We start from the raw sequence: 12,483 nt of genomic DNA, 5'->3' as shown, positions 1-12,483 counted from the left end.
CAGGTATGTATTGTCGATATTGCCAACGCGGGGGCTGACAAGTCAATTTTTGACAAGTCAGCCCCCGCGTTGGCTTTTTCCATACTGGCTGGTTTATCCTCGTAGTACTCCCCGAATGTGAAGGACAACCTCGCAGAGGTTAGTTCATTTTTGACGACAAATATCCATTATTTTGGATTGTTCTGATTTTATTGTTTCGATAAAATAGAGATACAGTAGAAAACAAGATAAAACAATGGAATGGAGGAGTTCCACATGAGTGTTGCCATATCCGTGGATAATGTCGTCAAGAAGTATGGGGATATTACCATCATCCCCGGTCTTACCGAGCATATCCATAATGGAGAGTTCTTCACCCTGCTGGGGCCGTCGGGCTGTGGCAAGACGACGCTCCTGCGCATGATTGCCGGCTTCAATAGCATCGAGGGCGGTGCCATCAAGTTCAATGAGCAGGTCATCAACGATATCCCTGCGCATAAGCGCAACATCGGCATGGTCTTCCAGAGCTATGCGATCTTCCCGCATCTTACCGTGCGTGAGAATGTCGAGTATGGACTGAAGCTCCGCAAGATGCCGAAGGATGAGATGAAGGCGAAGGTCGATAAGATCCTCGATGTCGTGCAGATCACCGAGTATCAGGATCGCCTGCCCGAGCGGCTGTCGGGCGGCCAGCAGCAGCGTGTGGCGCTGGCGCGGGCCATCGTCATCCATCCGAGCGTGCTGCTGATGGATGAGCCGCTGTCGAACCTCGATGCGAAGCTGCGTGTGGAAATGCGCTCCGCCATCCGTGAGGTCCAGAAGCAGGTCGGCATCACGACGGTATATGTCACCCATGACCAGGAAGAGGCCCTGTCGATCTCTGACCGCATCGCCGTCATGAAGAAGGGCGTCATCCAGCAGACGGCATCGCCGCATACGATCTACACGCGTCCCTACAACATCTTTGTCTCGACGTTCATCGGCCACTCGAATCTGTTCAAGGGCAATATCGAAGCGGATGGGGCAGGCAAGACTGTGGTGTTTGCCGACGGCTTCCGCCTGCCGATGACGACCCTCAGCGAAGAGGCTGCGGACGGGCAGGAGGTTGTCATCTCGGTGCGTCCCGAGGAGTTTGCAATCTGCAGCGAGGGCGAAGGCGTCCGCTGCCAGGTGGCGACGAAGGTTTTCCTCGGCAAGTATGTGAATTACAGTCTGAGCTTCCCTGAGGAGATGATCCTGCCGAATCAGCCTTCGATTGAGTTCAGCCAGGATCTCGGCCATGCGGAGAAGATCCTTGAGGTGGGCGATACGGTCTATCTGAAACCGAATGCCATGAAGGTCAATGTGTTCATTGCCGATGGCAGCCGCAGTCTGATGGAAGGTGTGGTGGAAAATGAATAGACGTTTCCGGTGGGATTTCTGGGCCTGGGTTACGCTGCTGTCCATCATAATCTTTGGCCTGTTCCTGATCTATCCGTTGTTTGCCCTCTTTGTCAGTGCCTTCCAGGATGCTGCGACCGGTGCTTGGTCGATGGCGAACTTTGCACACTTCTTTGAACGCAAATACTACTACCAGTCGATGATCAACAGCTTCTCGGTCACGACGAGCGTGACGATCCTAGCGGTCATCATCGGTACGGCGCTGGCCTATTTCATGACGCTTTACCGCGTCAAGGGGCGGAGCATTGTCGAGATCTGCATCATCATCTCGCTCTTATCGCCGCCGTTCATCGGCGCCTATTCGTGGATCTTGATCGGTGGCCGCAGCGGCATACTGACCAAGTGGCTGGCCGAATACGGCATTGATTTCCCGTCTATCTATGGCTTTGCCGGCATCCTGCTGGTATTGACGCTCAAGCTCTATCCATTCATCTACCTTTATGTGGCCGGCGCGATGAAGAATATCGACTCGGCGCTCATCGAGGCGGCAGAAAGCCTGGGCTGCAGCGGCATCCGCAAGGTCGTGACGATCATCTTGCCGCTCATCACGCCGACAATCCTGGCTGGTGCGCTGATGGTCTTTATGAATGCCATGGCTGATTTCGGTACGCCGATGCTGATCGGTGAGGGTTTCAACGTTATGCCGGTCATGATTTATTCGGAATTCATCAATGAGGTCGGCGATCAGGCGAACTTTGCGGCTGCAATGGCAGCCATCATGGTGCTGATAACGTCGACGATTTTCATGCTGCAAAAGTACGTGGTCAACCGCAAGTCCTTCACGATGAGCTCGCTGCGTCCGATGCAGATGGGCGCTTTGCATGGCGTCAAGAACGTCATCATGCATGTCTGCATCTACACGCTGGTAGGCTTGTCGATGATTCCGCAGCTCGTCGTCATTTACACATCGTTTTTGAAGACGAACGGTTCGATCTTCATCGAGGGCTATTCCTTTGACAGCTATATCCGCATCTTCAGCGAATTGGGGACGGCCGTATCGAATACCTACCTATTCAGTACGGCGGCCATGCTGGCCATCGTGTTCCTCGGCATGACGGTTGCCTATCTGACTACGCGGCGCAAGAGCTGGCTGACCGATATCATCGATACCTTGACGATGTTCCCGTATATCATTCCAGGGTCTGTCCTTGGTATCACGCTGCTGCTGGCCTTCAACGAAGAGCCGATGCTGCTTTCCGGCACAGCTCTCATCATAATCATCTCCCTTGTGATCCGGCGTCTCCCGTACACCCTGCGCTCGAGTTCCGCTATCCTTTACCAGCTGAGCCCGAGCCTTGAGGAGGCGTCCATCAGCCTCGGCGCATCGCCGGTCAAGACCTTCTTCAAGGTCACGGCTGTCATGATGCTGCCCGGTGTCATGAGCGGTGCCATCATCTCGTGGATCACGGCCATCAATGAGCTGAGTTCCTCGGTCATCCTGTTCACAGGGGCGACCAAGACGATGTCGGTCGCCATCTACACCGAGGTCATCCGTGCCAGCTACGGTACGGCCGCGGCTTTGTCCACCATCCTCACGTTGACGACAATCACGGCAATGGTCATCTTCTTCAAGGTGTCCGGCCGCCGCGATGTGACGTTATAAATGACATGTCATAGCAAAAGGAGGAATTTCTCATGAAACTCAAGAAGATTATTGCCACGCTCTTAGGCGCGGCAATGCTGACCACGTGCTTCGCCGGCTGCGGCGGTGGTGACAAGCAGGCGGCAAAAGGCTCTGCTGGCAGCGGCAGCGATGAAAACAAGATTGTCATCTACTGCCCGCATCCGTTGTCCTTCATCAATCCGCTCGTGGAGGAGTTTGAGAAGGAAAGCGGTGTCAAGGTGGAAGTCGTTGCGGCTGGTACCGGCGAGCTCTTGAAACGCGTGGAGTCGGAGAAGGCCAATCCGCTGGCCGATATCTTCTGGGGCGGTTCGCTGTCGACAATGAAACCGAAAGCCGACCTCTTCGAACCGTATAAATCCGCCAACGAGGATCATATCCAGCCGGCTTTCAAGAATGAGGAAGGTTCCATCACGCGCTTCACGGATATCCCGAGCGTCATCATGGTCAACACCGACCTCATCGGCGATGTCAAGGTGGAAGGCTATGAGGATCTCTTGAATCCGGCCCTCAAGGGCAAGATCGCCATGGCTGACCCGTCAAAATCCTCGTCTTCGTATGAGCATCTCATCAACATGCTCTATGCGATGGGCAAGGGCAATCCCGATGATGGCTGGGACTATATCAAGAAATTCTGCGCGAACCTTGATGGCAAGCTGCTGTCTGGTTCCTCGGCCGTCTACAAAGGCGTAGCTGATGGTGAGTATGCCGTAGGCTGCACGTTTGAGGAAGGCGGCGCGAAATACGTTGCCGATGGTGCTCATGTCAAGCTCGTCTATATGAAAGAAGGCGTCATTTCCAAGCCGGATGGCATCTACATCATCAAGAACGCGAAACATATGGAAAATGCCAAGAAGTTCATCGACTTCATCACGAGCAAGAATGCCCAGACGCTGATTACGCAGAAACTGCATCGTCGCAGTGTCCGTGACGATGTACCGGCACCAGTCGGCCTGCTTGAGAAAGCACAGATCAACACGATCACCGACAACGAGGAAGTCGTCAACAAGAACAAGAAAGCATGGCTCGACAAATTCAAGGATATCTTCACGAGCGTGCAGTGATAGGAATATTATCGATAGGCAAGGGGTGCTGTCCATGGGGCAGCACTCTTTCGTTTGGACAGCAGGTCCGCTATAATGATATACTATAAGAAGAAATAAGACGGAGGCGACGGGATGCAGCATACCTTTCAGGAGGAAGTCCGGCGCGCGCTGACCAAATATGCGCTGATGCCGGTGCTCATACTGGCAGTGCTCGGATCGCTTTTGATGCTGTTCAGCTGGAAGCATTATGTGACCGGGACGAACCACGAACAGCGGGCCGTGGTGGCTGAAGTCATGCAGGGGATTTTTGCCGACTACTGGCAGCGGACGGAACGCGCCGTGGCGACGCTGGAGACATCGGCAGATCTGACGCAGTGGCAGACGGATCCGCAGAAGCGGGCGGAAATCTACAGCTATCTATATCATGAAGTGAATATCACCCACGATGGCACCCAGTTTTATCTGCTTGACCGTGAGGGGCACGTATTGCTGGGCAGTTCGGAGCTGTTGCCGGATGTCTTGCAGCCCTTCTATCCAGCGGGCGGCATCCTGCAGCGCATGGAAAAGCAGGCAGAGGCTCCGGTGATCGAGTTCGTGACGCGAGGCGACACCGGGGGGCACGATCTGCTGGTGGGCCAGGCCGTCAAGCAGGGTGGGCAGATCGCGGGCTGGTTTTTCTTCCGGATACCCGGCGAATACCTGCAACGCAACATCACGTCGGACCGGTTGGACTTCGTGGTGGCGGACCCCTTTGACAATGCGCAGATCACAGCGGGGGCATCTTATGCGGTGCAGATGAACAAGGTCGCTGAGCCCTTCCGCTCGTCGAGCGATGGCCTTGTGCAGGTCAAGGGTCGTGAATACTATGTGACGAGCCAGCAGGTCATCAGCCACGGCGATGGCCGCCGGTATACGGTCTATGCCGTATCGCCGGTCACAGATCTCTTGCTGCGGTATCTGCTCGGGGCGGGGATACTGCTCGGCGTGGTGCTTATCATGATTCCCATCATCCTTGTGAGTGTCGGACGGGAAAGCCGCGCGCGCTCCAAGGCGGTGGATGATCTCGTGGCTGCGTTTGCCCGCGTCAAGGCGGGGCATCTCGGGCAGCAGCTGGAGGTGCATGCAGGCAGTGAGCTGGCCATCATCGAGGAAGAGTACAACCGCATGACGGAGAGCCTGCAGGAGCTCATGCGGCAGAAGGAGGCCGAGACACGGGCCTCGGTCATCTCGGAGGTGCGGCAGCTGGAGTCGCAGTTTAATCCCCATTTCCTGTTCAATACGCTGGAGAACATCAAGTTCATGGTCAAGCTCGATGCTGAGGCGGCCATGAAGATGATACAGGCGCTGTCGGCCCTGCTGCGTTACAGCATCAATGGCGAGGTGCGGCGTGTCCAGCTGGAGAAGGATCTGGAGTATCTGCACAGCTATATGAAGATCCAGCAGTACCGGTTTGGCGGGCGGCTGCATTATACGGAATACATCGACGAACGCGCCCATGGCTGCCATATCCCGAAGCTGCTATTCCAGCCGGTGCTGGAGAATGCGATAAAGTATGGCGAGGCTGCCGATGGCACGATCGATGTGCGGCTCAGTGTCAACGCAATCGGCGATGATCTCATGGTCATCATCGAGGACAAGGGGCAGGGCATGACAGCGGAGGTGTTCGCGCATCTGCAGCGCTTGCTGCGGGAGGGCGAGAACAATTCGATACACAAGGGCATCTACAATGTCCACCGCCGCATCCAGCTGATGTTCGGCATGGCCTATGGGCTCAAGCTCTTGCAGCCGGCCAGCGGCGGGACGCGCGTGGAGATGCGCCTGCCAAGACAGGAGGAAGAAGTATGCTGAAGCTCTTCATCGTCGAAGATGAGGAAATCATCCGGCGCGGGCTGGTCTGCACCATCGACTGGCTGCGGCTGGGGGCCAAGGTCGTCGGCGAGGCTGCCGATGGGATGGCGGCGCTGGCGGCCATCCAGGAAACCGAGCCCGATGTGGTGCTGACCGATATCCGCATGCCGCGCATGGACGGTCTGGAACTGGCGCGGCAGCTCCATCGCGGGCACAGTGCGGCAAGGATCGTGTTCCTCACGAGCTATGCCGATTTCGAGTATGCCCAGGAGGCTGTGCGCCTGCAAGCCGCCGACTATCTGCTGAAGCCGGTGGACGAGGAGGAACTGGCCGCTGTGCTGCGGCGCATTGCCGGCGAGGCGGCAGCAGTGCCAGCGGCACCTGCTGTGCCGGAGCTTTTCCACGAGTATCATGCGGGCAATCCCTATGTGCACCATGTCTTGACGGCCATCAAGAACGGCTACCAGGGAAGGCTGAGCATCGAGACGCTGGCCGCGGAGCAGGGCGTATCGATGAGCTACCTGTCGCGCAAGATCAAGGAGGAGACCGGGCAGACCTTCGGGACACTGCTCGCACAGTACCGGCTGCAGCAGAGCATCGAGCTGCTGGCGGCTGGCACCTGGCGTGTCTACGAGGTGGCCGAGCAGACCGGTTTTGGCGATTACAAGAATTACTGTGCGGTGTTCAAGAAATATCTCCATACGACGCCCAAGGCCTTCATGCAGCAGGTGACGGGGGGCCTGCGGCTCGAAAGCGAGACGGAGAACTGAAGGGACGACAAAGGACCGGCTGTAGCAGCCGGTCCTTTGCTATGGATATGCTTAGGAATCGAGAGCGGTCTCGAGCTCTTCGAGTGTTTTCTGTTTGCTTTCCTTGCCAAGGCCGATGACGATGGCCGAGACGATGATGAGCACCGAGGCAAACATCATGAAGATGTAGCTCATGCCCATGGCATTGGCGAGCATGACGCCGACGAGCATCGGTGCGAGCATGCCGCCGATGCGGCCGAAACCTGCGGCCCAGCCGCTGCCGAGGGCGCGGATGGCGGTCGGGTACTGCTCGGGGGTGTAGGTATAGATGACGCCCCAGGCACCGAGATTGAAGAAGCTCATGGCGGCACCCCACATCAGGAGGGACGAAGCGTCAGCGGCATTGCCGAAGAAGAAGCTGCAGATGCCCGAGAGCAGCAGGAACAGCGACAGCGTGTATTTGCGGCCAATGACATCGACGAGCCAGGCGGCGGCATAGTAGCCAGGCAGCTGGGCAAGGGTCATGATGAGCACGTACTCGAAGGTCTTGACGACGGCAAAGCCCTGGGCGTAGACGATGGACGGCAGCCACATGAAGATGCCGTAGTAGCTGTAGACGATGCCGAACCAGGCGAGCCAGAGCATGGCCGTGCGCGTGCGGAAGGGTTTCGTCCAAAGTGTCGTGAATTTCGGGGCTGCTTTTTGTTCGCTGCCGCGTTCGGCAGCACTGAGTGCAGCAGCAAAGGGCTGGCTCGTGACGCCGAGCTTCTGCTCGAGGCTGAGGATGATTTCCTTGGCATCGTCGATGCGGTTCTTCGACAGCAGGTAGCGGATCGACTCAGGCATGTGCAGGCGGATCAGGAACACGTAGAGCGCCGGCAGCGTGCCGATGACGAAAGCAATCTGCCAGCCGAAGGCCGGGATCAGGAGATAGGCGATGCAGGCTGCGACGAGCCAGCCGACGCCCCAGAAACTTTCGAGCAGCACGATGAAGCGGCCGCGCAGGTGGGTAGGTGCGTATTCGCTCATGAGCGTCGCCGCTACGGGCAGCTCGCCGCCGAGGCCGAAGCCGACGAGGAAGCGGAAGAACAGCAGGGATTCATAGCTCCAGGCCAGTGCGCACATGCCAGTCGACAGGCTGTAGAGCAGCACCGTGATGGTGAAGACCTTCTTGCGGCCGATATGGTCGGCGAGAGTGCCGGCGAGCACGGCACCAAGTGCCATGCCGATGAGGCCGATTGAGCCAATCCAGCCGACCTGCGCCGGCGTCAGGCTCCATTCCTTGGCGAGGACAGGCAGGACGAAAGCGATGAGCCCTGTGTCCATCGAGTCAAACAGCCAGCCGAGGCCCGTGACGAGCAGCAGCTTGTAGTGGAAAGAGCCGACGGGCAGCTGTTCCAGGCGTTCAAGTATCATGTGTAAAACCTCTTTTCAGATACAGTTGATTTTGCGGCTGTCATTGACAAGACAGCTGAACATGCTTGTATTATAAACTGTCATGTCAACTGTCGCAAGACTTTCTGTTGATGATTGTTTTTTCTAAAAACTCCAAGGATTGGGAAGACAGAAGATTTGCTTTTGATAATCGGGGGGCTTGGTGCTATAATGAGGAAAGTCGCCGCGGAAGGCGGCAGCATATGAATGGAGTTTGATAGAAGATATGAAGCTGACGATAAAGAAAAAGTGGCTGCTGGCAGGCTCGCTTTGCCTGGTTGCCGGATTATTGGCCGGGACGGAGATGGCGGCAGCAGCAACCTCATCTACGCTGCGCACGGTGTGCACGGCACAGAATACCTCGCGGGTCATCGCGCTGCCTGGCGATGCCAAGGCGGGCAAGGCAGTGCGTGCAGCCGCCAGCCAGCCGGCTGCTGCTAGTATCCAGCATGTGCGGCTTACCTGGAAGGAACAGCCGAGCGCTGTGCAGTATCAGGTCGTTATCCTGCGGTCGGAGCAGGATGATCCGTCCAACATTGCCGTGACGAAAGAACAGATTTTCACGAATGGCGTGGATATCGACCTGAGCCGTTTCGGCAGCGAGGCAGGGAAGTTCTATTGGAAGGTTTGCGCGCTGGACTACAATGGCAAGGCCATCGGGCACTTTTCGAAGCCGCGTCCCATAATCGAGGGCAGCGAGATCAATCCGAAGGCTCCCAAGCCGACGACGCAGTTTGACGGCATGGATTATGCGCCGGTCTATCCGGTATACTCGTGGGTGCCGCTGGCTGGGGCCAAGCAGCATGAGGTCAGCGTATACCGCGTGGCCAGCTGGGGCAATTCGCTGGTGCATACGCTGAGCGCTGGCGAGTATGATGTCTATGAGGAGGGCGGCTTCACGACGCCAGGCCGTTACTTCTGGCAGGTGCGCAGTGTCGATGGGGCCGGGAATCCGACCAGCGAGTGGTCGGAGAAGGTATTCTTCGAGGTGAAGGGGCCGACGCCGATCGCGGCTCTCGGCGACAGCATCACCCATGGTGGCGGCGCCATGTCGGTGCCGCCGGGGTATCTGCTCTATGACTGGGAATCCTATGCGAGTGTTCCTGTCAAGAATATCGGTTATAGCGGCAATACGACGGCTGATATGATCGAGCGCTTTGAGCGCGATATCCTGCCGTTCTCGCCCCGCGTGCTGATCATCATGGGCGGCGTCAACGATTTCCGCGGCACGGTCAACGGCTGGACGACGGTGCAGAACCTGCAGCTCATGCGCGACAAATGCGATGCGTATGGCATCATCCCCGTGTTCCTGACCGCGACGCCGATCAATCCGGCGCTGATGGTGAAGCGCGCGCATATCGAAGCACCGCCGGGAGACTGGCAGGTGCATATGCAGTATATCAACGATTGGGTCATGCAGCAGCGCTATTGCATCGATGTATCGACGATGCTGGCTGACAGCAATGGCTGGCTGCGTGCCAACTACACGACCGATGGCCTGCATCCAGACTACTATGGCAAGAAATACATCGGCGAGCGTGTCGGGGAGTACCTTAATGCGCACTTTGCCTGGATCACCAAGAAGCTCACGAAGAAGCCCATCCCGCAGTATGGCCAGTGAGGCGGACTCCTTCAGTTTATCTACAGAGAAGGACGCTAGAATAAGCTATATGGCAATAAGATCCAGGTCTGGGAGGAATGACCCATGAAGATGAAACATATATTGCTGGCTATGCTGGCAGTGCTCATAGCTGCCGGTGGCAGCATCGGCTATTCGTATCAGGCTGAGCGGACGCCGGAGTATGCGCTGGCGCAGATCATGGACGGCGTGAAGGCTCATGACTATGACACGGTGAAGCGCTATGCAGATGTGGATGGCCTCATTGCGACGACGTATGATGAGAGCACCAAGCTGCTGGCCGATGATATCGAGAACCTGCACAAGACGTATCCGCAGGATTGGTTTTTCTGTCATGACACGGCCTTCATGCAGCAGTACATCGCTGAGCGGCGCAGTGACGATATCGTATTCATCCAGCGGACGCTGGAGCTCTATATGGATCCGGCGATCACGCCGATCAGCCGCATGGATGGACAGGCAAAGTGGATCGCTGACGAGATGACGAAGTTTGCGGACAGCTACGATGTCCGCGTGGAATCTGTCCAGACCAACGGCACCCAGGCTGTGGCCGTTGTCGGCATCACGGGCAGAGATACAGCCTATGGCCGGCTCGTACCGCAGCTTACGCTCAAGGTCGACCTGCAGCAGCAGGAGGACGGCCATTGGCAGGCGGTCCATATCGCCAATATAACGGAAGCCTTCTATCCGGTGGTCAAGGGAATCGAAGACTACTGGACGATGCAGGGCTGGCAATAAACGAATAAGGAAAGAAGAGGCTTATCGCGGAAAACGTTTTGCGATAAGCCTCTTTTGGTGTGGCAATCAAGGAGGATTTACTGCTTTCTTGTCGAAATATCTAGGACGAGAGAAAAGAAAGAGTAAAGGTAAGGAGATTTTCCATAATCATTGGGATGAATCATAGGAGGGGTTGCCATGTCTTTGAAAGGACGTTTTGTTATCATGGTCGTCGGTACGGCGGTGCTGACAACATTGCTGGTCAGTGCACTGTTTATCACGAATCTGATCAGTGAGACGGATCGGCAGGTAGAGACGTACCGTCGGACGCTGACCCAGGATGTGGAGCGTGAGCTCAAGATCGAGACGGAGTCAGCCATCACGATCATCAAGCAGATCTACGACCGCCAGCAGAAGGGCGAGCTGACGGAGGAGCAGGCGAAGAAGCAGGCGGCAGATCTTGTCCGCGACATGCGCTACGATGATGGTGCGGGATATTTCTGGATCGACACTTATGAGGGTGTCAACGTCGTTCTGCTCGGCCGCGATACCGAGGGCAAGTCGCGCATCAATCTGACTGACCCGGAAGGGCGTCATTTCATCAAGGAAATGATCGAGAATGGCCGCAAAGATGGTGGCGGCTATACGGATCTGATGTTTGCAAAACCGAATGAGACGACGCCGCTGCCGAAGCGCAACTACACGGCGACGTTCGCACCATATCAGTGGGTTGTCGGTACGGGTGTCTGGATCGACTACATTGATGCGAAGGTAGCTGATGCACGGGCCGAAGCTGATGCGACGTTCTGGTCGAGCATCATGAAGCTGGGCGGCATCATTGTCATCCTGCTGGCCGCTTTTGTGGGCCTGGGCCTTTATGCTGCCGGGACCGTGGTCGGCCCGATCCATCTGGTCACGAGCCGGCTGGGCGTGCTGGCGACTGGTGATTTCCGCAAGGATGAATCCCTCACGGAAGTCATGCATCGCAGCGATGAGATTGGCGAGATGAGCCAGGCGCTGCAGAAACTCCAGCAGCAGGTCCATGACATGATGCGTCAGGTGGCAGAATCCAGCAAGCAGGTAGCTTCTTCGTCGCAGCAGCTGACGAATAGCTCCGAGCAGTCGGCTGAGGTCAGCGGGCAGGTGGCAGATTCGATCGTCAATGTGGCTGGTTCGTGTAGTGAGCAGTTCACAGAGGTCGAGAATGCCAGTGAGCATATCAACCATCTGTCGATGAATATGGAGAAATTCGAGAAGGCTCTCGATCATGCCGGTACCGTTGTCGGTTCGGCGAAATCACAGGCCGATGCTGGTGAGCAGAAAGTCGCCAGCGCCGTGCAGCAGATGGAGCTCATCGAGCAGTCCGTCAGCGAGTCGGCCAAGGTCATCGAGGAGCTCGGCCATGAGTCTGACAAGATCGGTACGATCGTCGATGCGATTTCGGAGATCGCTGAGCAGACGAACCTGCTGGCCCTCAATGCCGCTATCGAGGCGGCGCGTGCTGGTGAGCATGGCCGCGGCTTTGCCGTCGTTGCGGATGAGGTACGCAAGCTCGCTGAGCAGTCGAGTGAGTCAGCTCGTGAGATTGCTGGCATCATCGGTTCCATCCAGTCGAAGTCGCGCAGTGCCGTATCAGTCATGCAGGATGGTGTCAGCCAGGTACAGAATGGCGTTGGCGCTGTCAACGGCGCGGGAACCACTTTCAAGGAAATCGCTGAAATGGTCGAGAAAGTTGTCGGCGAGACCAAGGAGATGGAGCGCATTGTCGTGACGCTTTCAGAGAGCACCAATACGATTTCCGGTGCAATCAGCAAGATCAGTGAGATGAGCCGCAGTGTTGCTAGCGAGGCCGAGACAGTATCGGCAGCAACGGAGGAGCAGACGGCGACGATGAATGAGATCGCCAGCTCGAGCCGCCAGCTTACTGAGATGGCACAATCTATGGAGGCAGCGGTCGAGAAATTCAAGATTTGAGGCAATAAAAAACTCTGTTTGCGGAGATTCGTCGCA

At 56.7% G+C, this 12,483-nt stretch carries 9 protein-coding genes; 8 read left to right on the top strand and 1 reads right to left on the bottom strand.

The genetic code is table 11. From position 1 onward, the window contains the following. The first annotated feature begins 255 nt into the window (after positions 1–255). From BM181_RS09095 to BM181_RS09075, 5 genes are all read left to right on the top strand, one after another. Complete coding sequence (locus BM181_RS09095) at positions 256–1,380, top strand: ABC transporter ATP-binding protein (RefSeq protein WP_075444156.1); 1,125 nt, start codon at positions 256–258, stop codon at positions 1,378–1,380. Next, complete coding sequence (locus BM181_RS09090; RefSeq protein WP_075444153.1) at positions 1,373–3,022, top strand: ABC transporter permease; 1,650 nt, start codon at positions 1,373–1,375, stop codon at positions 3,020–3,022. Before BM181_RS09095 ends, BM181_RS09090 begins: the two co-directional genes overlap by 8 nt. 32 nt (positions 3,023–3,054) lie before the next feature. Further along, positions 3,055–4,104, top strand: coding sequence for an ABC transporter substrate-binding protein (locus BM181_RS09085; protein WP_075444150.1), 1,050 nt, complete (start codon positions 3,055–3,057; stop codon positions 4,102–4,104). Between the two features lie 114 nt (positions 4,105–4,218). Further along, positions 4,219–5,934, top strand: a complete 1,716-nt coding sequence (locus BM181_RS09080; protein WP_075444147.1) for a histidine kinase — start codon at positions 4,219–4,221, stop codon at positions 5,932–5,934. Then, positions 5,928–6,704 carry a response regulator transcription factor gene (locus BM181_RS09075; RefSeq protein WP_075444144.1) on the top strand — a complete coding sequence of 259 codons (777 nt, stop codon included), beginning with the start codon at positions 5,928–5,930 and terminating at the stop codon, positions 6,702–6,704. Before BM181_RS09080 ends, BM181_RS09075 begins: the two co-directional genes overlap by 7 nt. Before the next feature lie 51 nt (positions 6,705–6,755). Here BM181_RS09075 and BM181_RS09070 read toward each other — a convergent pair whose 3' ends face one another. Continuing rightward, complete coding sequence (locus BM181_RS09070; protein WP_075444141.1) at positions 6,756–8,099, bottom strand: MFS transporter; 1,344 nt, start codon at positions 8,097–8,099, stop codon at positions 6,756–6,758. A gap of 244 nt (positions 8,100–8,343) precedes the next feature. On the opposite strand from BM181_RS09070, the gene BM181_RS09065 reads away from it, so the two are divergent. The 3 genes from BM181_RS09065 (at position 8,344) to BM181_RS09055 (ending at position 12,447) form a co-directional block, all read left to right on the top strand. Further along, positions 8,344–9,738, top strand: coding sequence for an SGNH/GDSL hydrolase family protein (locus tag BM181_RS09065; RefSeq protein ID WP_082336249.1), 1,395 nt, complete (start codon positions 8,344–8,346; stop codon positions 9,736–9,738). A gap of 84 nt (positions 9,739–9,822) precedes the next feature. Next, entirely contained in the window at positions 9,823–10,494 is a 672-nt protein-coding gene (locus tag BM181_RS09060; protein ID WP_075444138.1) for a hypothetical protein, read from the top strand. Between the two features lie 177 nt (positions 10,495–10,671). Next, a complete protein-coding gene (locus BM181_RS09055; RefSeq protein WP_075444135.1) occupies positions 10,672–12,447 on the top strand; it encodes a methyl-accepting chemotaxis protein in 1,776 nt (591 codons plus the stop codon). Positions 12,448–12,483 lie beyond the last annotated feature (36 nt).

The organism is Pseudoselenomonas ruminantium, from assembly GCF_900113715.1.
In the GTDB taxonomy this organism is placed as follows: Bacteria; Bacillota; Negativicutes; order Selenomonadales; family Selenomonadaceae; genus Selenomonas_A; species Selenomonas_A caprae.
This window is presented reverse-complemented; position numbering and strand designations above follow the sequence as displayed.